Source organism: Pseudodesulfovibrio portus, from assembly GCF_026000375.1.
Taxonomy (GTDB): domain Bacteria; phylum Desulfobacterota; class Desulfovibrionia; order Desulfovibrionales; family Desulfovibrionaceae; genus Pseudodesulfovibrio; species Pseudodesulfovibrio portus.
The window spans coordinates 444,076-471,049 of record NZ_AP026708.1 but is presented as its reverse complement, the minus strand read 5'-3'; the positions used below and the strand labels follow the sequence as shown (position 1 = coordinate 471,049).

Here is a 26,974-nt window from a genome sequence, read left to right as displayed (position 1 = left end):
CACGTATGTATTTAAAAGATCGTGATAATGTCCGGGTGATTCGTCCTTCCCGGCTTGACCGAGCACATCTAGATTTTGGTGGTGTTGCGTGGCGATTTTCAAATGCGGCTCCTGCGGCTATGAGCGGAATGTCCCCGAGAAGCTCGTCGGGAGGAAGGCCAAATGCCCTGATTGCGGCGTCGGCGTAGCCATCGTCGACCACCTGGACGGAGAGGAATCCGTCGAGGTCGATTTCGAGGGGGAGTCCCCGGCGGAAGAGCCGGCACGGACGGCTCCCGTTGACGGCAATGACGGCGTTCCCCTCACCTCCCTCAATCTCGATGATCAGGACGTTGAAATAGACCTGGACGGGCCTGACGACGTCATCTGTCCCGCCTGCGGCCATGTGCTGGAGTCGGGATACGCGGGCAACTGCCCGCAATGCGGTGCGCCCCTCGACCCCGCCGACACCATCCCCGACATCGATGAGGCGGACGTGGACGTCAGCGACCTGGCCGAGACCGAGGTCCCGCAGGTCTGGGACGAGGATTTCAACGAGGAGAGCGGCGATTCCGAGATTCTGGCCGGACCGGAAGATCCGGACAGATGGCGGTTCATGCAGGGATCGTTCTCCCTCAATCTCTACGCGGGCATCGTCTCCGGTGTCTTGTTGCTGTTCCTGGTCTACGCCCTTTCCCTGCTGGTCGTGTCGCGGGCCGGACTGCACGAATTGTTGCCGTACATCCTCGGCACCGCCCTGACGGGCGTGCTGGTCGGGGCCATCGTCAACTCCCTGTTTTCACGCATACCGTTCCTGCTGGTCGGTCCCGAGACGGTCCTGACAGGCGTCCTTTTCTTATTTGTCGGGAACATGTATCAGGCCATGGCCGACGTCTACGACCCGGATTTCATCCTGCCCACGATCCTGGCAGGTGTGGCCGTGGCGGCTTTTTTCACGGGCCTGAGCCTGTTCCTGCTCGGCAAGCTGCGCCTGGGGGAATTCGTCCGCTACATTCCGCTGCAGATAATCGGCGGCGTCATCGGCGGCGTGGGTTTCTTCATCCTGCTCGGCGCATTCGACGGGATGGCGCAGCTGAACCTGGACTGGAGCAACATCTACACCATCGCAACGTCGTTCTCGAGCAACTTCCGCCCCATGGAAACAGTCAGGACGGCAGGCCCGAGCGTCGCCTTCGGATTGGTGGTTTTCATGGCCATGTTCCGCTCCAAGAATTCCGTGTTTCTGCTGTTCATGGTGCTGGCTGCGTCCGGCATGGGGTTTGCCGCGGGGATATGGGGCATGAGCGAACCCATCCGGGCATTGGCCGCGCCGGTATCTTTTCCGGTAGGGGCGAAGCTCATCCACCCCGTCGAAATTTTCAATTCGTGGTTGCTGGTTCAGAACATCCAGTGGGGAATCATCAAGGCCAACGGGCTCTACATCGGCGCGCTGGCGGTCCTGTCCGTGCTGACCGTCATGTTCCGGACCACCAAACTGGAAATCCTGCGGGGGCGCGAGAGCGATCTCAATGTGGAATACAATGCCCTTGGCGTGTCCAACATGATTTCGGGGGCGTGCGGCGGCATGCCCGTCTCCCTTTCCTACGGCCGGAGCATGGGCGGCTATGCCGCAGGCGGCCGGGGGCCCGTGACGGGTATCGTCACGGGCGTGGTCTGCGGTGTGGGGTTGTTCTACGCGGATACGGTGCTGCCCATGATTCCCCGGTTCGTGCCCGAGGGGCTGCTCATCTATGTCTGCCTCGACCTGATTCGGGACTGGGTGTTCCGCACCAGGACGGCATTCACCAGCCGTCACGAGAAGTGGCTGCTCCGACTGACCTTTCTGACCACCATCTGCCTGGGGCTGCTTGAAGGCATCGGCTTCGGCGTCGCCCTCGCCCTGATGGTCACCGTGAGCCGGGCAAGCAGGGGGGGCGTGGTGCGCAACTTCCTGACCGGCTCCAACCATTCAAGCAATGTGGACCGTGCGCCCGCCCAGAAACGGACTCTCAAGGAATTCGGGGACCATATTCACATCATGCGCCTCCAGGGGTTCCTGTTCCTGGGGTCCATGGAACAGCTGATAAAGGAAATCCGCGTCCGGCTGGACGACCGCAACAAATTGCCCGTCGAGTATCTCGTCCTCGATTTCACGCTGGTCAACGGGTTCGCCTCGGCGGCCAGCATCGGCTTCGACAAGCTGCGCACGTTGGTGCTGGAATACGGCATCGAGTGCGTCATCACCAATGCGCCTCTCGAGCTGGAGGAGCACTTGGAGGAAATGGGACTCGTGGGTGAGGACGAGGGGCTGTTCAAGGTCTTCTTCAATCTCGATTACGCCATGGAGTGGTGCGAGCAGCTGGTGCTCGACAGCGAAAACATGCTGGAGATGAAGGAACGGGCCCTGCCCGAGCTGTTGGCCCCGGTTTTCCCGGAACCGAAGTACATCCCGGCCCTGATGAAGGTGCTGAAGCGAGAGGTGGCCAAGACCGGAGAGGCGATCTTCCGCCAGGGCGACAAGTCGGATTCCATGTTCTTCGTGGAGTCGGGGCGGCTGGATGTGGAGCTGGAAATGGAAGACGGCAAGATTCTTCGCCTCAAGAAGGTCGGACCGGGAGCCGTGTTCGGGGAAATGGGCATTTATACGCTTGCGCCCCGATCCGCCACCATCCGGGCCGCCGAGAAATGCGTGCTCTACCGGCTGACCCTGGACAAGCTCGACGCCATCGAAAAGCGTGCGCCCATGCTGGTTACGGCCGTGAACCGGTTCCTGATCAACCTGCTTTCCGAGCGGTTGGCCGATGCCAACGCCAAGGTCCGCGATCTGCTGCTGTAGTCCGCAGGTTGCCGTGGCAGCCGGTTTCTAGCTCAGAATTTCCCTTACGTATTCTTCGAGTGCGTCTTCCCACTTGCGCGGGGTGACGCCCGTGGTCTTGATGAACTTGCCCAGGTCGAGCACCGAGTAGGCGGGGCGCTCGGCCTTGGTCGGGTAGTCCGAGGTGGGGATCGGGGTGACGGCGCACTCCTTGCCCGCCAGTTTTACGGCCATGCTCGCAAGGCCGTGCCAGGAGGTCTCGCCGGAGTTCGCCAGGTGGAATATGCCGGTGGCGTCCTTTTCAAGAAGCTGGAGGGTGTGCGTTGCGATGTCCGGGGCGTAGGAGGGGGAGCCGATCTGGTCGTCGACCACCGTCAAGGTGTCTCTGCAGTCGGCGAGGTCGAGCATCTTGCGCACGAAATTGGTCCTGCCGGGACCGAACAGCCATGAGGTGCGGATGATCAGGGTCTTGGCGTAGCCGAGTTTGAGAAGCCCTCGTTCGCCGTCCGATTTGCTGATGCCGTAGGTGGAAAACGGGGACACCGAGTCTTCCTCGGTGTAGGGAGTCCTCTTGTTCCCCTTGAAGACGAAATCCGTGCTGTAGTGGACAAAGGTCGCACTGTGCCGCGCGGCCAGGGCCGCCAGCAGGGGCGGGGCCGTGGCGTTGAGGGCAAAGGCCTTGTCCTGTTCGTCTTCTGCCAGGTCCACCTGCGTGTAGGCGGCCGCATTGACCACCAGGTCCGGTTTTTCCCGTTCGAGCAGCTCCTCCACCTCCATGGGGTCCAGGATATCGCAATCCGCGCTGGAGAGAGGGACAGGACGGGCTCCCGCCTTTTCGAACGCCTTGGTCAGCGATTGGCCGAGCAGACCGGTTTTGCCGCCGAAGATGACAACGGTTTTTTTGCTTATCCGCATCAGGCGCGCTCCTTGTACCAATTGTCCATGAAATTCCGGTATTCGCCGCTCTGTACTTGGTTGAGCCACTCTGTGTTGGCTTCGTACCAGTTGAGGGTTTTCTTCAACCCGTCTTCGAAATCCACGCTGGGCGCGAAGCCGAGTTCCCGCCGGGCCAGGGAGAAGTCCATGGCGTAGCGCCGATCATGGCCGGGCCGGTCCGTGACGTAGGATATGAGCGAGTCCGGTTTGCCCAGGATGGACAGCAGGGTCCGGACCACGGCGATGTTGGTCTCCTCGGCGTCCCCGCCGAAGTTGTAGACCCGGCCCTCGCGGCCTTTGGTCAGGGTCAGCTCCACGCCGAGGCAGTGGTCGTCCACGAAGATCCAGTCGCGCACGTTCATGCCATCCCCGTAGACGGGAAGGGGCTTGCCCTCCTTGGCGTTCAGGAACATCAGCGGAATGAGTTTTTCCGGGAACTGGTACGGTCCGTAGTTGTTGGAGCAGCGGGTGATCAGCACCGGGAAGCCGTAGGTCTCGAAATAGGCGCGGGCCATCATGTCCGCCCCGGCCTTGCTGGCGGAATAGGGAGAATTGGGGGCCAGCGGCGTCTTTTCGGTGAATTTGCCGGTCTTGCCCAGGGTGCCGTACACCTCGTCCGTGGAAACGTGGACGAACCGCGCGGTTTTGCGCCGGCGGGCGCACTCCATGAGATTCTGCGCCCCGGCCACGTTGGTGGACACGAAGGGGGACGGGTCGTCGATGGACCGGTCCACGTGTGATTCGGCGGCGAAGTTGACCACTGCATCAATGCGGTTGCCTGCGAGCAGGTCCATGATCAGGTCGCGGTCGCGGATGTCGCCGTGGACGAATTCATAGCGGTTTTCGTTCTCTTCCAGGTCCAGGAGGTTGAGCCGGTTTCCCGCGTAGGTGAGCTTGTCCAGGTTGACCACGGACCAGTCCGGGTGCTTGTCGAGCATGAGCCGGATGAAATTGGTGCCGATGAATCCGCAGCCGCCGGTTACGAGGAGTTTCATGGTGATGCGCCGGTGTGGTGAAGGTTTTTGTTCAGGGATTGCCCGCTGACCGCGATCAATCAGTTGAATCAATACAGTGGCGGTGGGGAAAACACAAGCTGGCGGCGCGCTATTCGACTATCAAACCGGTCCGGCGCAACGCTTCGAAAAGGAGGATGCCCGTGGCCGTGGACAGGTTCAGGCTGCGCACCTCGCCCCAGATGGGGATACGCACCTGCGGGTGCCCGGCCATGAATTCAGCCGTGAGCCCGCGCGTCTCCGGCCCCATGACCAGGGCGTCGTCCGGGTGGAACTCGAACCTGTGGTGCGGGGTGTCCGCCTTGGTGGTGGCCATGACGAGGCGGGCGGGCTGCACCCGGCGCAGGAAGTCGTCGAAATCAGGGTGGACCGTCACGTCCACGTGGGGCCAATAGTCCAGCCCGGCCCGTTTCAGGTGCTTGTCGTCCACGGAGAAGCCCAGCGGCTCGATGAGATGCAGCGGCGTTTTCGTGGCCGCGCACAGCCGCGCGATATTGCCGGTGTTCGGGGGAATCTCCGGCTCGAAAAGAACGATTCGCATGAACTACACATCCAGCTTGATGGTCGCCTTGCCCGGCGCGTAGCCCTTGAGGGTGCGCAGCATCTCGCGGATGGCGGCGGAGATGATGTCCTCCACAAAGGGCTTCATGCCCACGGGCGCGCCGTTGATGTCCACCGTGATGGAGTTGTGCATGGCCAGGCACGCCTTGGTGGAGGCCTTCCCGGCCACGATCTCCGCGGCCAGGGTCCGGCAGTCCGGGCGGCCGCAGGTCTCGCAGTCCATGCCGGGCAGGAAGAAGCCCTTGTCGAGCACGGCTTCGGCCAGGGATGCGATGTCGTCGAATGCGGGCACGTTGTCCACGGTCTCATCGCCGTATGAGCCGATGGCCAGTTCGGGCGCGAGCCAGTCCGTGCCGTCGGACAGGTCGCCGCGCAGGCAGAGGATGCGGGGCAGGAAACCGAGGGTCTTGCCACCTTCCACGATGAGCACATCGGCGGTCAACAGCGGCAGGAGGTCCGGCAGAAAATGGTGGCCGGTCCAGTGGACAAAGGTCTCGGACGGGCCGAGTCCGGCCACGGCGTCGCATATCCCGGCATACTGCGTGGTGTCGGTGTCCTGCCAGTCGAAGCCGTGGTGGCTGAACTTGGCGGCGGCCACGCTCAGGCCGGATTGCTTGAAATGCTCAGCGAGCTTGAGGCCGAGGGTGGTCTTGCCGGAATTTTTGGGGCCGACGATGGATATTGCCTTCATGGCTGTCCTCCGTGTGTCAGTCGATGTTCTTGATGATGCCGTCTTCGAGGTGGATGATCGTATCGGCCACCGCCTTGAGCCATGCCATGTCGTGGCTGGCAATGACAAGGCTTGCGCCGTATTCGTCTCGGGCGGACAGGGCGGCCTGGCGGATGAGGACCGCGCTCTTTTCGTCCAGGCTGGCCGTGGGTTCGTCCATGAGCAGCAGCTTGGGCTTGAGCACCAGGCGGGCGGCCAGGGCCACGCGCTGCACTTCGCCGCCGGACAGTTCGTACCACTGGCGTTTGCGGAAGGCGTCCGGGTTCAGGCCCACGGTCTCCAGGGCGCAGTCCACCTTGGCCGGAATGTCGTTCTTGCCACGGATTTTCAGGCCGTAGGCCACGTTGGCGTAGACGCTGCGTTTGAGCAGGTAGGGTTCCTGCACCAGCAGGGTGATGTGTCGGTGAACGGCATCGAATTTCGGAGTTGTCGGCCGTCCGAGAAAGATGAATTCCCCCTCGGCGGGCGCGTCCAGGCAGGCCAGGATGCGCAGGAGGGTGGATTTGCCTGAGCCGTTTGGACCGGCCAGGCCGATGATGGCCCCGGGGTCGATGTCAAGGGAGTCCACGCACAGGACGGAGCGGCCGGCGTGCCGCTGGCGGATATTCTTGAGGCTGACGAGCGGCGTGGTCATTTGACGGCCTTCCTTTTCATTCCGTTGGCTCCGATGTTGACCAGCAGGGCCACGGCCAGCAGGACCATGCCGAGAGCGATGCCCATGGCAAATTCCCCCTTGCCGGTTTCGAGAGCGATGGCCGTGGTGATGGTCCGGGTATGCCACTTGATGTTGCCGCCCACCATCATGGAGATGCCGACCTCGGATACGATGCGGCCGTAAGCGGCCATGGCGGCGAGCATGATGGAATAGCGTGCCTCCAGCACCGTGGCCCACATCATCTGGCGCGGGTTCGCCCCCAGGGTGATCAGCGTCATGGGCAGCCGGTTGTCCAGGCTTTCCACTGCCGTGGCGGTCATGGCGATGATGATGGGCAGGCCGAGCAGGGTCTGGCCCAGGGCCATGCCGGGCAGGGTGAAGAGCAGTCCCGTGCCGCCCAGCGGGCCGTGGCGGGTCAGGAAGGCATAGACCAGCAGTCCGATGACCACGGTCGGGAAGGAGAGCAGGGTGTCCACGATGGTGCGGACGATCTTTTTCCCCGGGAATTTCCGGTAGCCGAGCAGAAAACCCAGCGGTATGCCGATGGACAGGCTGGCTGCCATGGACAGGGTAGACGCCCCCACGGTGGCCCAGATGGCGGAAAAGGTCTCCGGATCGCCCGAGAAAAGGAGGACGAATCCTTGCAGAAAGCCTTGCAGTAAGAAATCCATGATGTCCTTGAACGTATACGGGGGAAAGGGTCGCCCCTTTCCCCCGCAGGTCGATGGATCAGATTGTTATTTGGCGTTGGGGATGAACAGTTTCTTGCCGAGCAGCTTGAAGTCGCCGATGGCGGCCTGGGTCTCGGGAGCGGCCATCCAGGCAATGAACTGCTTGGCCAGATCATACTTGGCGGACTGGCATTTGCCGGGGTTCACGGCCAGGGCGGAATACTGGTTGAACAGGACCTTGTCGCCCTCGACCAGGACCTTCAGCGGCGGGTTGCCGCCCTTGGTGTCGGCGTATTTGATGTAGGTGCCGCGGTCGGTCATGGTGTAGCCGTTCTTCTCGTTGGCGATGTTGATGGTCGGGAGCATGCCCTGACCGGTCTGCACGTACCAGTCGGCCTTTTCGGGGACAGCCATTTCGGCGGCCTTCCACAGGGAGAGTTCCTTCTTGTTGGTGCCGGAGTTGTCGCCGCGGCTGGCGAACACGGCCTGCTTGGCGGCGATGGTCTTCAGGGCTTCGGCAACCTGCATGCCCTTGACGCCGGCGGGATCGGACTCGGGGCCGATGATGACGAAGTCGTTGTACATCAGCTCCTTGCGGTCCATGAGCACGCCCTTGTCCACATAAGCCTGTTCCGCGGCCGGGGCGTGAACGAGGACCACGTCCACATCGCAGTTCTCGGCCATTTTGAGGGCCTTGCCGGTGCCGACGGCTACGAATTTGATCTCGATGCCGGTATCCTTGAGAAATTTGGGCACGATCAGTTCGTCGAGCAGGCCGGTGTTGGCGGTGCTGGTGGTGGTCGCCATCATCAGGGTCTTGTTCGCGAAAGCGGGGGCCGCCAGGGCGAAGGTAAGGATGAGCGCCAGGGTAATCAGACAAAAGCGTTTCATGTTTTTCCCTCCAAGGAAGTGTTGTCATTCGGGAAACCGAACGAGTTATTCAGTGTCGTCTCGGTAGAACTCACCGGACTTTTGGACATCCATTCCAAGCAATTCAGAGGCGCGTTTGGTTGCGTAGTCTTCCACGTCCAAATAAAAATGCAGAAAATTTTCCATGATTTCCTTGCCGAAGGGAGAGAGGTTGAATTTCTGACCTTTGCCCTTGGTCTTTTCAACCAGGGGGCGTCCGATGCGCTCCTCGGCGTTTTTGAGCTTCCCCCATGCCCGTCGGTAGGACATGCCCAGCGCCGCAGCGGCCTGGCGGAGGGAGCCCAGTTCCTCCACATATTTCAGCAGCAGCGTGCTGCCGATGCCGATATACGTATTGTCTTTCTGGTCAAGCCAGACGCGGAGCCTGAGGACGGTTTCGTCTTTTTTCTTGGTCATTGCAATTCACCTGTCCAGCCGCAAGCCTGCGGGGGAATTTTCATTTAACGTGCTATTGATGTTAGTCTATGCAGGAAGATTGTTTTTAAGTCAATCGCAGCATAATTCTCAAGGATATGACACCGATTTTCCTATGATGACGGTCTCGAAGGTCATGGTCTGCATGTCCACGACCAGCATCTTGCCGGCGAGGGGAGAGCGCCCGATGGTGATCAGTTTGAGGGTTTCGGTGGCCATGAGCGAGGCGAAGAAGGCCACTGACGGGGCCGGGCAGCCCAGGGTTTCCTCGGCACCGTTGTCCCGGCCCATGATGTCGGCCGGACCGGTGTCGCCGGGCATGACCACGCCCACGTATCCGCTCCAGCCTGCCAGGGCTCCGGTGACCAGGGGAAGGCCCGCTTCGGCGGCGGCCTGTTGCAGGTGGAGCCGGGTTTCAAGGCCGCCAAGGGCGTCCACGGCTACGTCGCAGCCGTTCAGGAATTCGGGCAGGGTGTCCGGTGTCAGAAAGGTTTCGACGGGCTCCATATCCACGGACGGGTTGATGGCCATGGCCCGTTCCCTGGCGGCATCGGCCTTGGTCTGGCCGAGATTGTCGGGCGATGACAGGGCCTGGCGGTTGAGGTTGGATTCCTCGAAGGCATCTCCGTCGGCGCACCGGACCGTGCCCACCCCGGCACGCAGAAACTGTTCCAGCAGGGTGCCGCCCAGGCCGCCCAGGCCGACTTGCCCGACGCGGGATTCGAGCAACCGGATCTGTTCGCTGCCGGAGATTGCCTGCTGGTTGCGCAGATAGCGCAGGGGGCTGACGCCCTGTTTCAGGGCCTCGATTTCAACTATTCGCCCGGAAACACCGTGCTGCCGTGCAAGCTTCCGGACAGCATCCATGGACAGGACGCCGCCGTCATCACCCCAGGGCAGTGTGGCGCGTCCGGAAAGGGTGCGGACCTCATCCGCGAGAGTGGCCACGGGCTAACCCCCTCCCACCGGCGGGAAAAGTCCGACGCGGTCACCATCGCTGATTTCGGTATCAAGGTCGGAGCGGACGGAGTTGACGAACATGAGGGTTACGTCATCCAGCGGCATGCCGAGTCTTTGCACCAGAGAGCGGATGGTCTCGCCGGGTTCGACCGGGTAGTCTTCATGGTTTTCGGGCATGAAGCGGGCCAGGGTCGCAAAGCATTTGAGTTCGATTCCCATGGAGCCAATCTAGGTATTTGCCGTGGTGCGGTCAATACGGAAAAGGCCGGAGACAGAGTCCCCGGCCTTATTTTTCCTATGGCTCGGCAGGTTATGCCTTTGCGCCCTGCACTTCGTTTTCGTCGAAGTCCCAGGTGACGTCGTGGGGCGGCAGGGGCTCGATTTCCATGAATCTGGGCAGGCGGTCGTCCACCTTGCTGAAGCCCGCGCGCTCGTTGAAGTCCTGCTCGTCCTTCATGGCGTTGGCGCCCAGGGCGACCAGGTCGTCCACGGAGAAGGCGTTGCCGGTGTAGGACTGGACCAGGTCGGCCATGGTCTGGACGCCGTTTTCGGAATCCAGGACCGCGAAGGCCACGAACAGGCAGAAGCCCATGGAGTCGATGGCCGCAGTGGCCACCTGCAGGTTCTTGGACAACTCGACGTTGCCTTCCTTCTTGTGGCCGTCCACAGTGCCGCCCACGCCGAGGACGTTGGCGGTGACGCCGTAACCGGCGGTGTGGTCGGCACCCATGGCGGTGGTGGCGTAGGTCACGCCGACGCCCTTGACCGCACGCGGGTCGTAGGCGGGCATGGACTGGCTCTTGACCACGGGCAGGCGGTCGACGCCAAAGGCGTCGCCGGCGGCGACAACGCCGTTGCCGATGATCATGCCCATGGGATCGTCGGTGCCGACCTTCTTGAGCAGCTCGATGGCGGCCTTGCCGTCACCCCAGGGGATGATGCCGCCGTCCATGGCCACGGCCACGGTGTTGCCGATCTCGATGGTGTCCATGCCCTTATCGTCACAGATGCGGTCCATGGTGGCGATGTCATCGAGGTCCTTGATCATGGCGTTGGCGCCGAAGGCCCAGATGGTTTCGTATTCGAAACCGGAGGTAAGGTAGTCGCCGTTCTTGTCGTTGTACTGCTGGGAGCACTGGATGACGCAGCCTACGTGGCAACCTTCGGTGGTCTTGCCTTTGCGGGCCTCGATGGTCTCGGCCATCTTTTCACCGGAGATGTCTGCGGCGTGGTCGCACTGACCGTACCGGAAGTTCTTGGTGGGCAGCGCGCCCGCTTCGTTGATGACGTTGACCAGGACTGCGGTGCCGAAGCCGGGCAGACCCTGAGAGGTGACCGGGTGCTCCTTGAGGATGTTGACCCAGGTGGTACGGGCGGCCTTGAAGGTGTCGGCCTCCACGGCGGCGACCTTGTTGTTGACGGCCGGATCGAGCACTATGGCCTTGATCTTCTTGGAACCCAGGACGGCACCGGTGCCGCCGCGACCGGCGGAACGGGCGGGGCGCTTGTACGGGTCGGTGAACTGGATGGTGGCCGTCTTGCGCAGGGTTTCGCCGGCGGGGCCGATCATTGCCGCGACCAGCTTGTCGCCGTATTCGGCCAGCAGCTTGTCGTGGGCGGGGTAGTTGTCCATGCCCACGATGTCGTCGGCATTGCGGAATTCGACCTTCTCATCGGTGATGAACAGGGTGGAGAAGGGCGCTTCCTGGGCGGGCTTGTCTTCCAGCACGATGGCCAGTAGGTCCATCTTGGGCATCTTGTGCGCGAACAGGCCGCCGGAGTTGGACTCCTTGATGCCGCCGGTCAGCGGGGACTTGGTGCCCACGGACACGCGGCCGGAGTTGGCGGCGGTGGAGCCGCCCAGGAGGCCGGTTGCGATGACGAGCTTGTTCTCGGCGGACAGCGGGTGGCAGTTGGCCGGAACTTCTTTGTTGATGATGCGGGAGGTCAGGGCGCGACCGCCAAGATTGACGTACGGGCCGACTTCTTCAAAGGCATACTCTTTGGTACGGCAGTTGATTCTGAGAATCCTAGGCATAATCACCCTCAGCTTGTTGAATATTCTGCGTTTTTTTGAACGCGATGTTGTTTGACTGTCTTCTGATGAATGTATATACACATTGAAATAAATTTGTCAAAAAAAACAGTAGATTGTGCTAGGGACAGCATAATCTTTCAGCCAAGGCGAAAGCCGAGGAAAGGATGCTCTGAAATATGAATGATGCTGCATGCATGAGTTTGGTTATGAGGTCCGATTGTTCCCGTTCATGGTACTATCCTTTGCAGAAAGGCGTCTATATGGACGGGCTGTCCGGCATGTCGGTTCGGGAGTTTTTGCATGAGGTGCTTCGTTTCGACGATGCGTACATCGAAAGCACTGTCCGGACCATTTTCCTGAACAACAGCCCGGTGGACGATATCGACGCAACGCTCCTCAAGGACGGGGATCGAATGGCGCTCGGCAGCGCAATGCCCGGGCTGGTAGGCATTGTCATGGGTCGTGACAACCCGTTCAAGAGCTTCCGCAGCGATATCTCCGCGCAGGGCGGAGGGCGGGAAAAGGAGAGCAGGCCGATAACCGTGTCCGTGAAGCTGTTCAGCTCCCTGGCGGCGGAGTCGGGCGTGGCGGTCCTCGCGCAGGGAGTGTCGGTGGATGCCAGATTGCTGGCGGATTTCCTTGCGGACAAGACGGACTGCATCATCGACGCCGACGGCAAGGGCGGCGAGGCCTTTGTGGAAGGCTTGAAGGGGCGTGAAGACAAGATAAGGATTTCTGTAGTCTTCAAGTAGGGAGTCGAGCCGTTTTGATCGTGAGCGGGCGCTGTCGTGGCGCCCGCTTTTTTTTCGGTGTATTCCCAAGTTCCGTTCATGACGGGAAAGCGCTGGGGCAGAAGGTCCCGCCGCCCTGGACGGGCTACAGAAATGCGTTGATGTTACTATGAACACCTGATAGTAAATTTTCCGTTAAGGGAAAGTTGAAAAATTAAAAAATCAATCAATTACAAGCGGTCTGATGTGTATGGGCCGCCGTTGCGTTTTTTGAGGAGTACGGCCGTGACTGTCACGCTGCCGAGGAATAGATTTGAGGTGCGTTTTGTCAAGAATCTTTGAGAAGCCCATTGGCCTTTCTGTCATTCTGGCGCTTCTTTGTCTGACCCCCCTCCTGTTTCCTCTTCACGACATGTGGGACGCTTGTTTTGCCGAAATCGGCCTGTGGCGAAACGACCCTTCCATCATCGATTTCCGGGCCGCGGCGCACGGTTGGCACTACTCATTTTATTCCTACGTGATATTTGATCTTTTTTCCCAATGGACCGGAATACACTACCGGGTATTCTTCAACGTCATAACCGTGTTGAGCGTCCTCGGGCTGTCGTGTGAGACATACTGGCTGGCCCGCGAGGGTTTTCATCCGGAGCGTGAATTCGCCTTCGGCAGCTTCATGGCCCGGCATACCATGCTCACCATCATGCCATTGGCCGTGATGGTGGCCGTTGTGGGCTGGTACGTGGCCGGTGCCGTGGGGAAAATGACCGCTGAAATCGGCTTCGCCGTCCTGCTGCCGGTCGGTGTGGTCCTGTTGTGCCAGGGGGTCAGCCATAAGGCTGCCGCCCCGGTGTTCAAGGTCGGGCCGACAGAGTCCCTTTCCGAGGTCGCTCCCCCGCCTGCGGGGTATGTGGCCATCGAAGCCAAGGAGTATGAAGATCCCCGCCACGTGCACGGCTATGCCGTCAACGCATTGTTCCACAGGGCTTATGGGAACACGGACTGGATGAGCAACGGTTACTGGCGTCGGAAGATGGACCTCGGGCCGGAGTCCCTCAAGGGGATGTATGGGGACAGCCGGGGCAGGCCGGTCTGCGAGGATGTCAGCGGCGACGCATACACCCGGCATCCCTTCGAGTTGACGGATTTTCACCAGGAGGGGCCCTTCTGGTATTGGTACTATTATCTGACCTCCGGCTATTCGGCCTTCGAGCCGCGCCTGACGTTGGTCGAGTCCTTGCCCGGGACGCACGGATAGCGCATTCTGATTAGGAACTCTTGTTTCGGGAGAATCGATGAAAGCAGTCATACTTTGCGGTGGAAAAGGGACACGTATCCGGGATGCGGCCGAGAGCCTGCCCAAGCCCCTGATTCCCATCGGCGGCAAGCCGATCATCTGGCATATCATGAAATACTATGCCAAGTTCGGCATCAAGGACTTTGTCCTGTGCCTCGGGTACAAGGGAGAGTTGTTCAAGGATTTCTTTCTCAACTACCACTCCATGGTCTACGATTTCACCATCAACATCGGGAAGCCGCACGAAATCGTCTACCATCACCCCTTTGAGGAATCCGACTGGAACATCACCCTGGTCAACACCGGTGAAAACACCATGACCGGAGCCCGGCTCAGGAAGGTGCGGCATCATCTTGAAGGCGAGGATAGGTTTTGCCTCACCTACGGTGACGGCCTGGCGGACGTGAACCTGAAAAAGGTGATCGAGACCCATGACGCCGCCGGGAAGACCATCACCCTGACGGCGGTCCACGCCTGCGGGCGGTTCGGGGAAATCCGCGTGAACGAGGGGCTGGTCAAGCAGTTCAACGAGAAGCCGCCCAAGAGCAAGGAGCGGATCAACGGCGGGTACATGGTCATCGACAATGCGCGGATATGGGACCATATCGGCCCGGAGGACGACATCGTGCTGGAAACGGACGTGTTGGAGCCGGTCTGCGCTCGGAACGAGTTGGCCGCCTACAAGCATAACGGTTTCTGGCAGTGCATGGACAGCCCCCGGGAACTCGAATACCTGAACAATCTTTGGGACGCGGGCGAAGCCCCCTGGAAGTGATTCGATGGCTCCCTTCAACGATTATTACAAGGGCAAGCGGGTCTTCGTCACCGGGCACACCGGTTTCAAGGGGGCCTGGCTGGCCCTGTGGCTGACGTCCCTCGGGGCGGAGGTGACCGGGTACTCCCTTGCTCCGCCGTCCTCGCCGTCGGTCTTTGACGCGGTCCGGCTCGACGAGCGCATCAGCCACGTTCACGGCGACATCCTGAATGCGGATTCCCTGACCGACGCCATGCAGGCCGCGAAACCCCACATCGTTTTCCATCTGGCGGCCCAGGCCCTGGTGCTCGATTCCTACGAGCAGCCCGTCGAGACCCTGCAGACCAACATCATCGGGTCGGCCAACGTCATGGAGGCGGTGCGCCGGACGGAATCCGTCGAGACCCTTGTCCTGATCACCACGGACAAGTGCTACGAGAATCGGGAGCAGCCCTGGGGCTACCGGGAGAACGACCCCTTGGGCGGGCATGATCCGTACAGCGCCTCAAAGGGTGCCATGGAGATCGTCTGCGCCGCGTGGAACAATTCATTTTTCATCCCCGAGGGCAGGGTGGCGGCGGCCACCGTGCGCGCGGGCAACGTCATCGGCGGCGGCGACTTCGGCGCGCACAGGCTCGTGCCCGACTATGTCCGGGCCGTGATGCAAAACCGGCCGCTGGAAGTACGCATGCCGGAAGCCGTCAGGCCCTGGCAGTTCGTGCTGGAGCCCCTGAGCGGGTACATGTGGCTGGCGGTCATGCTCGGGCGTGATCCCCGGAAGTATCGGGGAGCCTGGAATTTCGCCCCCGGAGACAATACCTGCTCTGTGCGGGAGCTGGCCGAGACCATCGGCCGGGTCAGCGGCGTGGGAACCTGGAAGGATTGTTCGGCCGGGAGCGAAACCCCGCATGAAGCGTCCATTCTCAAGCTGTGCAGCGACAAGGCCGCTGCCGTGCTGAAATGGAAGGCCATTCTGGACATCGACCGGACAGTGGATTTGACCATGCGCGGATACGCGCCCTTCGTGGAAGGCGATACGGGCCGCATGGCCGAAGTCTGCGAACGACAATGTGCCGAGTACACGCGCCTGGCCGCGGAAAAAGGGCTGCCTTGGGCCTCCGATCATGAGGGATAGAGAGTTGAGCAGCAAAAAGAAGATTTCAATCGTCATTCCCGCCTGGAACGAACAGGCGGTCATCCCCGAACTGGGCCGCAGGTTGTCCCAGGTGATGGACAGGTGCACGGCCTACGACTTCGAGGTCATCGTGGTCGAGAACGGGTCCGTGGACAACTCCTTCGGGCTGCTGGGCAAGCTGCACGAACAGGACTCCCGCTTCAAGTGCGTCCAGCTGTCGCGAAACTTCACTGCGGACGGCGGCGTGGCTGCGGGCCTGCGCTATGCCAGCGGCGACTGCGCCGTGCTCATGGATGCGGACCTGCAGGACCCGCCCGAGGTCATCGAGGAATTCATCGAGAAGTGGGAACAGGGATATGAGGTCGTCTACGGCATCATCCGCAGGCGGGACGGCGTGTCGGCCGTACGCAAGTACGGCAACAAGGTCTTCTACGCCCTGGTCAACTACATGACCGACATCGGCGGCACCAGCATCCCCCAGAACGTCACCGCGTTCAGGCTCATGGACCGGAAGGTCTACGAGGTACTCAACAACATGGGCGAGACCAACCGCTTCACGCGCGGTCTGTGCACCTGGTGCGGCTTTTCCCAGATCGGGGTCGAGTTCGACCGGGCCGACCGGTTCGCGGGCGAGACCAAGGCCCCGCTGACCGACATCATCAAGGAAGCCATCGACGGCATGTTCTCGTTCAGCTTCCTGCCGATCAAGGTGGTGACCTTCCTGGGCATCATGCTCAGCCTGTTCAGCTTCCTCTTTCTCGCCTGGCAGCTCATCTCGACCGTGTTCATGGGCTCCTCCTTCGAGGGCTATCTGACCATCATCAGCACCATCCTGCTCATGTTCGGATTCCTGTTCCTGGTCCTGGGCGTCATCGGCGAGTACATCGCCCGGATTTTCGACGAAGTGAAGAGAAGGCCGCTGTATGTGGTCAAGAATACGATTGGTTTTTCGGATAATTTTGCCGAGGATCCGCATCGGCGGCTTCCCGGTCATGGAAACGGCAATTAGCACAGGATAGAGAATATGAAGAGAGAGCGCATTCACTCCGCAGGCCCGTCCATAACCCAGCTCGAGATCGACACGGTTACGGACGCCGCCACCACCGGTTTTTACTCCAATTATCGTGACTACATCGAAAAATTCGAAACGGAATTCGCCGAGTACGTGGGCGTGAAGTACGCCATCGCCACCACGTCCGCCACCACGGCCATGCATTTGATGGTCCTGGCCGCCGGTCTCGGCCCTGGCGACGAAGTGATCGTGCCGGACCTGTCCTGGATCGCCACGGCCAGCGTCCATGTCTTTTCCGGGGCCACCCCGGTGTTCGTGGACATCGAGCCCGACACCTGGACCATGTCGCCTGCTTCCCTGGAAGCGGCCATCACGCCCAAAACCAAGGCCGTCATGCCCGTGGACCTCTACGGCCACGCCGTGGACTACGACGCCATCGTGCCCATTTGCCGCAAGCACGGGCTGATGATCATCTCCGACTCCGCGCCCGCCGTGGGCACCCTGCTGAACGGCAAGTCCACCGCCACCTACGCGGATATGGCAGCCTATTCCTTCCAGGGCGCCAAGATGATGATCTCCGGCGAGGGCGGCATGTTCGTCACGAACAACGAGGAGCTCTTCAGGAAGGCGGACCAGTTGGCCGAGGACGGCCGCAAGCCCGGCACCTTCTGGATCGAGAAGATCGGCTACCACTACCGCATGTCCAACCTGACCGCGTCCCTGGGGTATGCCCAGCTGCAGCGGGTGGAGGAGCTGGTGGCCATGAAACGGCAGTTGTTCGACTGGTACCATGACCGCCTCGGCGACATCCCCGGCATCTTCATGTTCAAGGAGAAGCCCAACTGCCGCGCCAACTGCTCGTACCCCTCCATCGTCCTCGAAGGCGATTTCAAGGTGGACCGCGACGGCCTGCGCGACGAGATGCGCAACCGCAACATCGATACCCGCCCCATCTTTCCGTACATGAGCCAGTTCCCCATGTTCGAGACGCAGGACAACCCGGTTGCCCGTCGCATCGCGGAAACCGGCATCAACCTGCCCACGGCAGCCTACATTGACGAACAGGATGTTGACGACATCTGTGATGTGGTCAAGGACATCCTGGGCGTGTAACCATATTCCGAGAGAAAGAGAGAATCACCATGAAATGCATTGTTTGCGAGTCCACCGACATCGAAGTGGCCTTTCACCTGGAGAACGGTCCCCGCTATGCCCAGAAACTCCTGGATTCCCCGGACGACAAGGGCGGCGACCGGATGGACGTCAAGCTGTACAAGTGCTGCGACTGCGGCATGATCCAGATCGATCCCGACACCCTTGAGCACGACGAGTACTTCGAGGACTACCTGATGAGCCGCAGCTGCACGGAACTCTACGTGCAGTATGACAACGAGCTGACCGACACCCTGGACGAAAAGTACGGCCTCAAGGGCCAGAACATCGTCGAGGTCGGTTGCGGCGACGGGTTCTTCGGCGAACTGCTCATCCAGCGTGGCGCCGCCGTGTCGGCCATCGAGCCGTCGGCCACTGCCTGCGCCCTGGCCGAGAAGCGCGGCGTGACGTGCTACAACACCTTTCTCAACGACACCATCACCGACCAGGTTTCCGATCGTTTCGACGGCTTCGTCACCAAGCAGGTCATGGACCTGATCAAGGACCCGAACGAGTTCCTGGCCAGCCTGGGCAAGATTCTCAAGCCCGGTGCCTGGGGCCTCATCGACGTCCCGTCCTGGACCAAGACCCTCCTGGACATGCGCTACTACGACGTCCTGCCCGACCGGGTGGGCTACTACACCGCCAAGACCCTGGTGGAGATCATGGAGCGCAACCACTTCCATGTGGTGGAGGTGTTCCACGGCGCTGAGGGCGAGTATGTCGGTGCCTACGTGGTCTACGAGGGCGAGAAGGAAGGGCTGCTCAAGCGGTTCAACAACGAATTCGAGGAGTTCAACGACCGGTTTACCTCCCTGATGAAGGAATACTCCGATGCGGGCAAGAAGGTCGCCGCCTGGGGCGCGGGTGCCAAGGGCGTGACCATCTTCTCCTTCTCCGGCATGACTCCGGAGACCATCGCCTACGTGGTGGACAAGGACGACTTCAAGTGGAACAAGTACCTGCCCGGCTCCAAGCTGAAAGTGGTCTCCCCGGACACCGTCAAGGAACAGCCCGTGGACGCCGTGATCATCACCGGCGTCATGTTCTACAAGGAAATCACCCGGCAGTTGGTCAACGACTACGGCTTCAGCGGGGACGTGATTCTCCTGAGCCCCATGCCCAGGGTCCTGACCAGGGAAGAACTGGACGCGGTCCTCAAATCCTAGCAATCGACACTTCGAGGAATCTCCATGAACGTTTCCGATATTATCATAGACTTTCTGGTCGGACAGAACGTCTCCAAGGTCTTCCTGATGACGGGCGGCCACGTCGCCTTCATGCTCGACCATTTGTATGGCCGGGAGGACATCGGGTATGTCTGCGTCTCCCATGAGCAGGCAGCGTCCATGGCCGCCGACGGCTACAGCCGCATCCGGCCGGATTCCATCGGGGTTTCCATTGCCACCAGCGGACCGGGGGCAACCAATCTCCTTACCGGGATCGGTTGCTCCTGGTTCGATTCCATTCCCTCCCTGCACCTGACGGGGCAGGTGAACACCAACGAGTCAAAGGGCGACAAACCCGTCCGCCAGATCGGTTTCCAGGAAATGGACATCGTGGACATGGCCAAGCCCATCACCAAGTGGGCGGCCACGGTGGACGCCCCCGAGAATATCCTCTGGTACCTGGAAAAGGCCGTGCATGTGGCCAAGTCCGGCAGGCCCGGCCCGGTGCTGCTGGACATTCCCATGAATTTCCAGCGGCAGGACGTGGATTTCGATTCCCTGCCGCACTATGTGCCGGAAGAGGACGCCGTTGCTCCGGCATCCGGCCTTGAGCGGGGCATTGCCGAGTGCGCGGCCCTGCTTGCGAAGGCGGAGCGCCCGGCCATCCTGGCGGGCGGCGGCGTGCGCAACGGACAGGCGACCGCCGAGTTGCGCCGACTGGCCGAGAAGCTCAACGCCCCGGTCTGCCTGTCCATGAACGGCATCGACGCCTTCCCGCACGACCATCCCAACTACGGCGGGTTCATCGGCGTGTACGGCAATCGCGGGGGCAACCTGACCCTGGCCAACTCCGACCTGATAATCGCGGTGGGCAGCCGCCTGGATTCCCGCCAGACCGGCGTTGACACGGGCAAGTTCGCCCGTTTCGCCAAAAAGGTGGTGGTGGACATCGATCCGGGCGAGATCGGTTCGCGGTTCACTCCCGACGTGGCCGTGCATGCCGACTCGAAAGATTTCCTGACCGGGCTGCTCGACGCCGTGGGCGACGGCTGCCGCTGCGCCGACGAGTGGCTGAACCGGGTCCGGCAGTGGCGCGAGGCCTATCCTCCGTGCCCGCCGCAGTATTGCGGGACCGAAGTCCTCAATCCATATATGTTCATGGGGGCGCTGTCCGAACAGCTCGGCCCGGATGACACCGTGGCCCTGGACACCGGGCAGAACATGGTCTGGGGCACGCAGGTCATCCATCCCCGGCAGAACATCCGGATGTGGACCGCTGGCGGCATGTCGCCCATGGGCTACAGCTTTCCGGCCGCCATCGGCGCGCGTCTTGCCCGCGAGAAGGGGCGGGCCATCAGCATCATCGGCGACGGCGGCATGCAGATCAACGTCCAGGAGCTGGAGACCATCGCCCGGCACAACCTGGCCCTGACCGTGTTCGTGGTCAACAACTCCGGGCTCGGCCTGATCCGCCAGTTCCAGGACGACTACCTCGGCTCCCGCCACGTGGCCGCCACCGAGCCGCAGGGATTCACGTCGCCCGATTTCGTGGCCATTGCCGAGGCGTACGGCGTCAAGGCCCTGCGCATCAGCGATCCGGCCGGGCTTGAGGCGGGCATCCGCGAGTCCCTCGCCCATGACGGCCCCGTGCTCGTGGACGTCCAGGTGGACACGACCTGCAACGTCATTCCCAAGGCGCTCATGGGCCATCCCATGGAAGATCAGTTCCCCTACATCGACGAGCAGGAGTTCCTCGACCAGATGATCGTGGAGCCCCTGGACCCGGCTTCCTACAGATTGTAAGAATAACAGCCGTCATAACCTTGATCGGTCAGGATAACCGACAAATGGTCCGGTCTTTCGGGCTAGGCCTTCCGCAGTGAATGCATGAGATGAAACAACAATCGGACGATATATTCATAGTTGGCTGCCCCCGGTCAGGGACGTATCTTTTGTCGACCCTTCTCAACCACCATTTTTCAGTGGGAATACCGGTTGAAACACATTTCATCCCTCTGTTTTATCGGTTCCTTTACCTTTGGGGAGACCTGTCTCAGGAGAGTAATCGGCTCCGTCTGATGGATGATATAGTCGATTTCCTCAGAATCTGGACGCATTATGAGCTCACTGGCGTTGAAACAAACAACGATCAAATGTTCAGCCTGTTGGAAGTATCTGATCGATCGAAGGAAATAGCCAGAAATGCGACTGGGTATCCTGATATGGTTTCCGGTATGCTTCAGGCATACGCCGAGAAGACAGGAAAACGGCGTTGGGGAGAGAAAAGTGCATTCAACAAACATCTGCCCTTACAATATCTCGATGAAAGCGTTTCCAGTTTGAAGGTGATTCATTTGATTCGCGATCCCCGGGATGTGGCTCTCTCATGGGGGAAAATCTGGTGTGGCCCAAAGTGGGTGACAGAGTGCGCTTTGTACTGGCGAACCCATATCCGGGAAAAGAGAAGGTGGGGTGCGGTCAACCGGAATCGGTATTTGGAAATACGGTATGAGGACCTGGTGGAATCGACGGATGCAGTGCTGTCCCGTCTGGAGGAGTTTATTGGCGCTGAGTGTGAAAACAGAGACATGCCCTATTGGGAATCACCGCTGGCCAAAGGACTGTCCAAGAGTTCGACTCACGGCTTGTTGGGCCGCCCCATGCAGCGGGGAAATACGCTGAAGTGGAAGCGGCAGATGAGCAGGGGGGATTTGGATCTTGTGGAAAGTCTCTGCTGGGATGAGATCATTGAACTTGGTTATCCGACGGTCAACCAGGAGCGACCTGATTCAGCATGGTTACGGATGCGGGTACTCAAGGAAAGTATTCGCGGCATGTTTTCTCAACGCCGGGCTAAGGTGCTGGTCAAGAATTGGTTGCCTGTGCTGATCAGGTTTACCCGGGCACTGAAGATTCCGATGGTCAACATCTTTTTCAGATTGTGTTCTGCGGAGAACGAGTGTTGCAAACGAAACGTCAACACGAAGGGTAAGGATGCTCAATAGCAGGTCCGTTGTCTTACAGGTTCTAAAAGTGGCCTTTGTGGTGGCTATCTTTGCGTATTTGTTGGCTTCCGGAAAGCTTGATATTGGGCAATTTGAAGTGGCCGCCATTCAGTGGGATTTGTTTCTTGTCAGCATTGCTTTGGTGGCGACTACCATGCTCCTGCTGATGATTCGCTATTGGTATGTGGTTCGCAGCAATCAAATACCGCTTAACCTGAGTGAGGCCTTCAGGATTGGTTTTGTCGCATTTTTTTTCACAAATTGCGCTTTTGGGGCCTTAAGCGGAGAAATAGTTCGGATGACGTATACGGCTCCATATGCTGAAAAAAAGAGCCGTGTATTAAACGCAATATTATTCGACAGGTTTATTGGCGTTCTTAGTCTGTCAACTCTGAGTTTGATCGGATTAGCCTTCAACCGGTCGCTGATTCATGCCCCATGGTTCTTCATCGCGACTGGTGCCATATTTCTTTTTTCAAGCTTTGCTTGGCAGGCGCTGATCTCAATATGCTCATTGAGTTATCTAGGGCACAAGTGGGGTGTGCTGACGAGCTATGCCTTCATGGTTGTCATCGCAGCAAGCGGATTCCTTTTGTTTGCAGGGGACGATGGACTCTTGTCCCATCACTGGGGACGGTACGTTGGAATAGCAATGCTGCTATCCTTCCTGGTCTACGTTCCCATTTTGTTGGCAATGATAAGGAGAGTCAAAAATAGTCCGGACTGGCAAATCGAGGCCCCCGTGAACAGGTGGAGACTGTTGGTTGCCCGGGTGGAATCGGTACTGCATTCATGTATGCAGTTTGTCAGTAGGTTCAAGGTGTTGGCCATAGCGCTGGGGATGGCTCTGATTGCCCATTTTTTATACGTTTTGGCGTTACTTTTTATTGGGATGGCTTTGGCTGGCAACATGGGGTTTCATGTCGCCCAAGGCTTATTGGCGGCCCCTATGACTTTCCTGATGAATCTATTCCCCTTTCCGGGAGCAGGTGCCGGCGTCAATGAAGCCTCGTATGGTTTTTTTATGGAAACCTTGGCGGGCGTCGACATCACAACAGCTGTGAGTAGCTATTTTTTCTTTCGTTGTATTTTGATTTTGTTAAGCCTGGTTGGGGCGCCGTTATTTGTCCTGCGGGGCAAGAATAGTTCACAGCTAGCTGCGAAGATTGCCATGTCGAATGGAGGAGACGAATGTGAGTGAAGTTTGCAAAATGCATTTCTTGGAAAGACATAATAAGTTGATTACAGTATTTCTTTGTTTGATATGCATTGCCATATTGTTTTTTTCAAATACGGAATTGTGGGATACATGTGCAGTAGAAATAGCTGTCCTTAGAAAAGATTTTCACGTCATTGAGCATTATCTTGCGCATGGCTGGTACCTGCCGTATTGGACTTATATATTTTTGAATAAAATATTCATCCTGACCGGAATACCGTATAAGGTTTTTATAAATGCATTGATGGCGCTGAGTGTGCTTGGAATTGCAAAGGAAGTCTTTTGGTTTTGTCGTAACCGGCTTAACATTGAGCGCGAGTACGCCTATATAGCCTTTTGGGCAGCCATCGCATTTCCTGTTTGGCATGTGCTTATTTCAACCGCTGTGTTTATAAATATTGTCTGTATGTGGTTGTTCATGCTGGCTGTTCGGTATTGGTACGGCAATAGATACATTGCTGTCTGTTTCTTCCTTCTGGCGATGCAGCTCTTTTCTCTTTTTCCCTTGGCTATCGGTTTTGTTGCCTGTGAATTTTTTCTTACTGTGAACCGCGAAAACTGGATCAGGAAGAGTGTGGGGAGCGTTGGTTTTTCTATCCTTATTTTCATTGGCTATATTGTTTTTACAAACCTTGTGAACGTGAACGGAGCCAATGGGGATTATAACAATATAACCCTCGAAAACGTATTGAAGTATGTGCCGGAACTGGTGGTGTACTGTCTAGCCATTATCGGAATCGGCTATGCCATGAGTTTTAGGGTGGCGGACTCGGGAGAGAGACAAAAGCTGATCCGGATCGTCATCGGAATTAGCGCGCTGCTGTTCTTCGCCATCCTGCCGTACAACGCCGTGGGCAGGCCCATGCGCTACTTCGCTTTCGGCAGTTTCACGGCCCGGCATACCATGCTGACCGCTATTCCCCTGGCCATGCTCCTGGCCGTGGTGGTCCGGTACATCGGGCAGAATTTCAGCCGGAAGATCGCGACGTTCGTGGCGATCTTCATCCTTACGGCCCAGGTGGTCATCCTGCATCAGGGATACAGCCACAAGGCCGCCGCGCTGGTGTTCAAGGATATGCTGACCGATGCCTTCAAAGAGACGGAAGCGCCCTTGTCCGGCTATGTGGCCATTGAGGCCGTCGGGTTCGAGGGGCCCCGCCATGTGAACAACAATGCGATCAACCTGTGCCTGGCCAAGGCGTACGGGAAGAGCGCCTGGATGGCCAACGGCTATTGGAGACGCAAGCGGAGCATCGAGCCGGAGTGGATGAAAAAGCTGTACGGCACGACCATGGGGTTCCCCTTTTGCGTGGACGTGACCGGAGAGGCGTATACCAAGTACACATTCACCCTGACGGATTTCCATCAGGAGGGGCGGGTCTGGTATTGGTATTACTACCTGACGCATCAGTATCAATCGTTCAGGCCCGAGTTGAAGAAAGTTAGGGAGCTTGAACGCTGGGACATGGAGTCCGAATAAGCAAACGAAACAGGCCGCCGGTAGTTACCGGCGGCCTGTTTCGTTTGCAAAGTGGTGGGCGATACGGGATTTGAACCTGTGACTTCCACCGTGTGAAGATGGCACTCTGACCAGCTGAGTTAATCGCCCACTTTGTGTTCCCTGATGGCTTTCGCCTCAAGGGAGCAACTGTATATCTCCAAGAATCGCGGTTGGCAACCCTTTTTTATTGGTTTTTGAGACATTCCCCGGCGTCGCAATCCACGCCCTCGGGCAGGTCCCTGTTGTAGCAGGTCAGGCCGCAGCGCAGGCAGCGGCAGGTTTCGTGCTTTGTGTCCTCGGCGCTCAGTGCTCCCTCGATCTCCTTGAAGGAGCAGGTGCGTTCGTCGTATTCGATGAGATGCGGCATGGTCGGGCGCTTGCGCAGGCCCACGTCGGGCACATGCGTGAACATGGTGTAGTCGATCAACTCGCGCTGCAGATTGTCGGGGACGTGCGGTGCGCCTTCGTTGAGGTATTGGTGAATGGATCGGGCCGCCTTCCTGCCTTCGCCCAGGGCGGTGATGACCAGGGCCGGTCCGGTGTGCATGTCGCCGCCCGTGAAGACGTGCGGCAGGGCGGTCACCAGGGTGTCCGGATCGGCACCCAGGGTGCGCCAGCGGGTCTCTTCCAGGGAGCAGGAGCCGGTTTCGTCGTACAGGCAGGAGAGTTCCGGCTTCTGGCCGATGGCCGTGTACACGGTGTCCGCCTCGATGAGCGTCTCGGAGCCTTCGATGGGCACGGGACGGCGGCGGCCGGAGGCGTCGGGCTCGCCCAGCTCCATCTTGATGTATTCGATGTGGGTGACGTGCCCGGCGTCGTCGGTGACGATTCGGGTGGGCGCGGCCAGGAAGAGGTATCTGACGGTCTCGTCCTCGGCGGCGATGATCTCTTCTATGTTGGCGGGCATTTCGTCGCGGGTGCGGCGGTACATGAGGGTCACGTCCGCGCCCAGGCGTACGCTGGTGCGGGCCGCGTCGATGGCGGTGTTGCCGCCGCCGATGACCACCACCTTCTTGCCGATGCCCGTTTCCATTCCCAGTCCGACCTTGGTCAGGAATTCGGTGCCGGTTTCCACGCCTTCGGCATCTTCGTTGTCGATGCGCAGGTTCAGGTTCATCCAGGCGCCGATGCCGAGGAACACGGCTTCAAAGCCGTCTTCGGCCAGGGAGTTGAGGCTGAAATCCTTACCGAAATACTTGTTGTACTCCACGTCGATACCCAGATCGAGGATGCCCTCGATCTCCCAGTCGAGAACCGCCTTGGGCAGCCTGTATTCCGGGATGCCGTAGCGGAGCTGGCCGCCGAGCTTGGGCATGGATTCGAAGATGGTCGGCTGGTGTCCCAACCGGCGCAGGAAAAAGGCGCAGGACAGACCGGCGGGCCCGCCGCCGACCACGGCCACCTTGCGGCCCGTGTCCGGGGCGCAGGAGACGGGTTGGCGGGTGCCTGAGTTCATCTCCCAGTCGGCGGCGAAGCGTTTGATCATGTTGATGCCGATGGGTTCGTCCACGTGGCCGCGGCGGCAGACGCCCTCGCAGGGGTGCGGACAGACGCGGCCGATGGACAGGGGCATGGGAATGCGTTCGCGGATGGTCTCCAGGGCTCCTGCGTAGTCGCCGCGCGAGACCTGCTCGATGTACCGGGGGATGTTGATCTCTCCGGGGCATTTCTGGCGGCACGGGGCCAGGCAGTCGTTGACCTCGTTCAAGTGGGTGATGCGCGCGGTCATGCCCCAGATGGTGATCACGCCGCGCGGGCAGACCTGCTCGCAGCCGCCGCATGCGGTGCACAGGTTCGGGTCCACTACGGGATAGCCGTTGGGGCCCATCTCGATGGCCCCGAACTGGCAGGCCGTTACGCAGGTGCCATAGCCGAGGCATCCCTCTGGGCACATCTTGGAGCCGCTGTAGAGCAGATTCTGGGCGCGGCAGTCCTTGACCCCTGCGTAGTGATAGATGTCTTCGGCCCTGACGCCGCCGGTGCAGTCTATGAAGGCGATCTGTTTTTCCATGGAAGAAAATTCGAGCCCCATGATGGCGGCCACGTTGGCGGCTACCGTGTCGCCGCCGATGACGCAGACCGTGGCTCCGGCCTTGCCTTCGACCACGCCCTGGGCCGCGCCTGCGCAGCCGGGATAGCCGCAGCCGCCGCAATTGGCCCCGGCCAGCACGGATTCGACCTGGGCTATGCGCGGGTCTTCGTAGACGTAGAGGACCTTGGAGGCCACGGCCAGGATGACGGCGGCCGTGAACCCGATGCCGAGGAGGATGAGTACGGAAGATGTGATCATAGAGGTACTC

Annotated in this window: 23 protein-coding genes, 1 tRNA gene and 1 pseudogene; 12 read left to right on the top strand and 13 right to left on the bottom strand. The window is 59.7% G+C overall.

The annotated features are described in order from the left end of the window. Positions 1 to 88 precede the first annotated feature (88 nt). Positions 89 to 2,815, top strand: a complete 2,727-nt coding sequence (locus tag OO730_RS02380; RefSeq protein ID WP_264982980.1) for a SulP family inorganic anion transporter — start codon at positions 89 to 91, stop codon at positions 2,813 to 2,815. 27 nt (positions 2,816 to 2,842) lie between these two features. Here the strand turns inward: OO730_RS02380 and rfbD are convergent, their stop codons facing one another. From rfbD to OO730_RS02325, 11 genes and pseudogenes are all read right to left on the bottom strand, one after another. Further along, a complete protein-coding gene (gene rfbD / locus OO730_RS02375) occupies positions 2,843 to 3,709 on the bottom strand; it encodes a dTDP-4-dehydrorhamnose reductase (protein ID WP_264982979.1) in 867 nt (288 codons plus the stop codon). Beyond that, on the bottom strand, positions 3,709 to 4,725 hold the full coding sequence (gene rfbB / locus OO730_RS02370; RefSeq protein WP_264982978.1) for a dTDP-glucose 4,6-dehydratase: 1,017 nt from the start codon (positions 4,723 to 4,725) through the stop codon (positions 3,709 to 3,711). The genes rfbD and rfbB overlap by 1 nt, the downstream gene beginning before the upstream one ends. Before the next feature lie 109 nt (positions 4,726 to 4,834). Beyond that, positions 4,835 to 5,284: a tRNA (cytidine(34)-2'-O)-methyltransferase gene (locus tag OO730_RS02365; RefSeq protein WP_264982977.1), complete on the bottom strand. Its 450-nt coding sequence runs from the start codon at positions 5,282 to 5,284 to the stop codon at positions 4,835 to 4,837. Between the two features lie 3 nt (positions 5,285 to 5,287). Beyond that, on the bottom strand, positions 5,288 to 5,995 hold the full coding sequence (locus tag OO730_RS02360; protein ID WP_264982976.1) for a molybdopterin-guanine dinucleotide biosynthesis protein MobB: 708 nt from the start codon (positions 5,993 to 5,995) through the stop codon (positions 5,288 to 5,290). A 16-nt stretch (positions 5,996 to 6,011) separates the two neighbouring features. Beyond that, positions 6,012 to 6,629: pseudogene (locus OO730_RS02355) on the bottom strand (energy-coupling factor ABC transporter ATP-binding protein); the annotation flags it as partial. Between the two features lie 35 nt (positions 6,630 to 6,664). Next, a complete protein-coding gene (locus OO730_RS02350) occupies positions 6,665 to 7,360 on the bottom strand; it encodes an ABC transporter permease (RefSeq protein WP_264982974.1) in 696 nt (231 codons plus the stop codon). A 66-nt stretch (positions 7,361 to 7,426) separates the two neighbouring features. Then, entirely contained in the window at positions 7,427 to 8,251 is an 825-nt protein-coding gene (locus OO730_RS02345) for a substrate-binding domain-containing protein (protein ID WP_264982973.1), read from the bottom strand. Positions 8,252 to 8,296: 45 nt separating this feature from the next. After that, the gene (locus tag OO730_RS02340; RefSeq protein WP_264982972.1) at positions 8,297 to 8,686 is read right to left on the bottom strand and encodes a winged helix-turn-helix domain-containing protein; all 390 of its coding nucleotides are present in this window, start codon (positions 8,684 to 8,686) and stop codon (positions 8,297 to 8,299) included. Between the two features lie 108 nt (positions 8,687 to 8,794). Beyond that, positions 8,795 to 9,652, bottom strand: a complete 858-nt coding sequence (locus OO730_RS02335; protein WP_264982971.1) for a HesA/MoeB/ThiF family protein — start codon at positions 9,650 to 9,652, stop codon at positions 8,795 to 8,797. Between the two features lie 3 nt (positions 9,653 to 9,655). Then, the gene (locus OO730_RS02330; protein ID WP_264982970.1) at positions 9,656 to 9,883 is read right to left on the bottom strand and encodes a MoaD/ThiS family protein; all 228 of its coding nucleotides are present in this window, start codon (positions 9,881 to 9,883) and stop codon (positions 9,656 to 9,658) included. 91 nt (positions 9,884 to 9,974) lie between these two features. Next, on the bottom strand, positions 9,975 to 11,702 hold the full coding sequence (locus tag OO730_RS02325) for an aldehyde ferredoxin oxidoreductase family protein (protein WP_264982969.1): 1,728 nt from the start codon (positions 11,700 to 11,702) through the stop codon (positions 9,975 to 9,977). A 194-nt stretch (positions 11,703 to 11,896) separates the two neighbouring features. Here OO730_RS02325 and OO730_RS02320 point away from each other — a divergent pair, with 194 nt between their 5' ends. The 11 genes from OO730_RS02320 to OO730_RS02270 all read left to right on the top strand — a co-directional run bounded on the left by OO730_RS02320 (position 11,897) and on the right by OO730_RS02270 (position 24,653). After that, entirely contained in the window at positions 11,897 to 12,454 is a 558-nt protein-coding gene (locus tag OO730_RS02320) for a hypothetical protein (protein WP_264982968.1), read from the top strand. A gap of 562 nt (positions 12,455 to 13,016) precedes the next feature. Next, the gene (locus OO730_RS02315; protein ID WP_264982967.1) at positions 13,017 to 13,688 is read left to right on the top strand and encodes a hypothetical protein; all 672 of its coding nucleotides are present in this window, start codon (positions 13,017 to 13,019) and stop codon (positions 13,686 to 13,688) included. 37 nt (positions 13,689 to 13,725) lie between these two features. Next, the gene (rfbF, locus tag OO730_RS02310) at positions 13,726 to 14,502 is read left to right on the top strand and encodes a glucose-1-phosphate cytidylyltransferase (protein WP_264982966.1); all 777 of its coding nucleotides are present in this window, start codon (positions 13,726 to 13,728) and stop codon (positions 14,500 to 14,502) included. A gap of 4 nt (positions 14,503 to 14,506) precedes the next feature. Beyond that, complete coding sequence (rfbG, locus tag OO730_RS02305) at positions 14,507 to 15,616, top strand: CDP-glucose 4,6-dehydratase (protein ID WP_264982965.1); 1,110 nt, start codon at positions 14,507 to 14,509, stop codon at positions 15,614 to 15,616. 4 nt (positions 15,617 to 15,620) lie between these two features. Beyond that, positions 15,621 to 16,625 (top strand): glycosyltransferase family 2 protein, encoded by a 1,005-nt coding sequence (locus OO730_RS02300; RefSeq protein WP_264982964.1) that lies wholly within the window; start codon positions 15,621 to 15,623, stop codon positions 16,623 to 16,625. Between the two features lie 15 nt (positions 16,626 to 16,640). Then, positions 16,641 to 17,741 (top strand): DegT/DnrJ/EryC1/StrS family aminotransferase, encoded by a 1,101-nt coding sequence (locus OO730_RS02295; RefSeq protein WP_264982963.1) that lies wholly within the window; start codon positions 16,641 to 16,643, stop codon positions 17,739 to 17,741. A gap of 29 nt (positions 17,742 to 17,770) precedes the next feature. Then, positions 17,771 to 18,949: a class I SAM-dependent methyltransferase gene (locus tag OO730_RS02290; protein ID WP_264982962.1), complete on the top strand. Its 1,179-nt coding sequence runs from the start codon at positions 17,771 to 17,773 to the stop codon at positions 18,947 to 18,949. Positions 18,950 to 18,973: 24 nt separating this feature from the next. After that, positions 18,974 to 20,752 carry a thiamine pyrophosphate-binding protein gene (locus tag OO730_RS02285; protein WP_264982961.1) on the top strand — a complete coding sequence of 593 codons (1,779 nt, stop codon included), beginning with the start codon at positions 18,974 to 18,976 and terminating at the stop codon, positions 20,750 to 20,752. Between the two features lie 80 nt (positions 20,753 to 20,832). Continuing rightward, entirely contained in the window at positions 20,833 to 21,954 is a 1,122-nt protein-coding gene (locus OO730_RS02280) for a sulfotransferase family protein (RefSeq protein WP_323373362.1), read from the top strand. After that, positions 21,944 to 23,155: a lysylphosphatidylglycerol synthase transmembrane domain-containing protein gene (locus tag OO730_RS02275; protein ID WP_264982960.1), complete on the top strand. Its 1,212-nt coding sequence runs from the start codon at positions 21,944 to 21,946 to the stop codon at positions 23,153 to 23,155. Before OO730_RS02280 ends, OO730_RS02275 begins: the two co-directional genes overlap by 11 nt. Positions 23,156 to 23,921: 766 nt before the next feature. Continuing rightward, positions 23,922 to 24,653: a hypothetical protein gene (locus OO730_RS02270; protein ID WP_264982959.1), complete on the top strand. Its 732-nt coding sequence runs from the start codon at positions 23,922 to 23,924 to the stop codon at positions 24,651 to 24,653. Positions 24,654 to 24,705: 52 nt separating this feature from the next. Here OO730_RS02270 and OO730_RS02265 read toward each other — a convergent pair. Both OO730_RS02265 and OO730_RS02260 read right to left on the bottom strand, forming a co-directional pair. Further along, a tRNA-Val gene (locus tag OO730_RS02265) sits at positions 24,706 to 24,782 on the bottom strand. Between the two features lie 76 nt (positions 24,783 to 24,858). After that, positions 24,859 to 26,964 (bottom strand): FAD-dependent oxidoreductase, encoded by a 2,106-nt coding sequence (locus tag OO730_RS02260; RefSeq protein ID WP_264982958.1) that lies wholly within the window; start codon positions 26,962 to 26,964, stop codon positions 24,859 to 24,861. Positions 26,965 to 26,974 lie beyond the last annotated feature (10 nt).

Coding starts and splice junctions, on each gene's coding strand:
- rfbD (WP_264982979.1), bottom strand. CDS start 3,709: ATGCGGATAAGCAAAAAAACCGTTGTCATCTTCGGCGGCAAAACCGGT.
- rfbB (WP_264982978.1), bottom strand. CDS start 4,725: ATGAAACTCCTCGTAACCGGCGGCTGCGGATTCATCGGCACCAATTTC.
- OO730_RS02365 (WP_264982977.1), bottom strand. CDS start 5,284: ATGCGAATCGTTCTTTTCGAGCCGGAGATTCCCCCGAACACCGGCAAT.
- OO730_RS02360 (WP_264982976.1), bottom strand. CDS start 5,995: ATGAAGGCAATATCCATCGTCGGCCCCAAAAATTCCGGCAAGACCACC.
- OO730_RS02350 (WP_264982974.1), bottom strand. CDS start 7,360: ATGGATTTCTTACTGCAAGGCTTTCTGCAAGGATTCGTCCTCCTTTTC.
- OO730_RS02345 (WP_264982973.1), bottom strand. CDS start 8,251: ATGAAACGCTTTTGTCTGATTACCCTGGCGCTCATCCTTACCTTCGCC.
- OO730_RS02340 (WP_264982972.1), bottom strand. CDS start 8,686: ATGACCAAGAAAAAAGACGAAACCGTCCTCAGGCTCCGCGTCTGGCTT.
- OO730_RS02330 (WP_264982970.1), bottom strand. CDS start 9,883: ATGGGAATCGAACTCAAATGCTTTGCGACCCTGGCCCGCTTCATGCCC.
- OO730_RS02325 (WP_264982969.1), bottom strand. CDS start 11,702: ATGCCTAGGATTCTCAGAATCAACTGCCGTACCAAAGAGTATGCCTTT.
- OO730_RS02320 (WP_264982968.1), top strand. CDS start 11,897: ATGAGTTTGGTTATGAGGTCCGATTGTTCCCGTTCATGGTACTATCCT.
- rfbF (WP_264982966.1), top strand. CDS start 13,726: ATGAAAGCAGTCATACTTTGCGGTGGAAAAGGGACACGTATCCGGGAT.
- rfbG (WP_264982965.1), top strand. CDS start 14,507: ATGGCTCCCTTCAACGATTATTACAAGGGCAAGCGGGTCTTCGTCACC.
- OO730_RS02295 (WP_264982963.1), top strand. CDS start 16,641: ATGAAGAGAGAGCGCATTCACTCCGCAGGCCCGTCCATAACCCAGCTC.
- OO730_RS02290 (WP_264982962.1), top strand. CDS start 17,771: ATGAAATGCATTGTTTGCGAGTCCACCGACATCGAAGTGGCCTTTCAC.
- OO730_RS02285 (WP_264982961.1), top strand. CDS start 18,974: ATGAACGTTTCCGATATTATCATAGACTTTCTGGTCGGACAGAACGTC.
- OO730_RS02280 (WP_323373362.1), top strand. CDS start 20,833: ATGCATGAGATGAAACAACAATCGGACGATATATTCATAGTTGGCTGC.
- OO730_RS02275 (WP_264982960.1), top strand. CDS start 21,944: ATGCTCAATAGCAGGTCCGTTGTCTTACAGGTTCTAAAAGTGGCCTTT.
- OO730_RS02270 (WP_264982959.1), top strand. CDS start 23,922: ATGAGTTTTAGGGTGGCGGACTCGGGAGAGAGACAAAAGCTGATCCGG.
- OO730_RS02260 (WP_264982958.1), bottom strand. CDS start 26,964: ATGATCACATCTTCCGTACTCATCCTCCTCGGCATCGGGTTCACGGCC.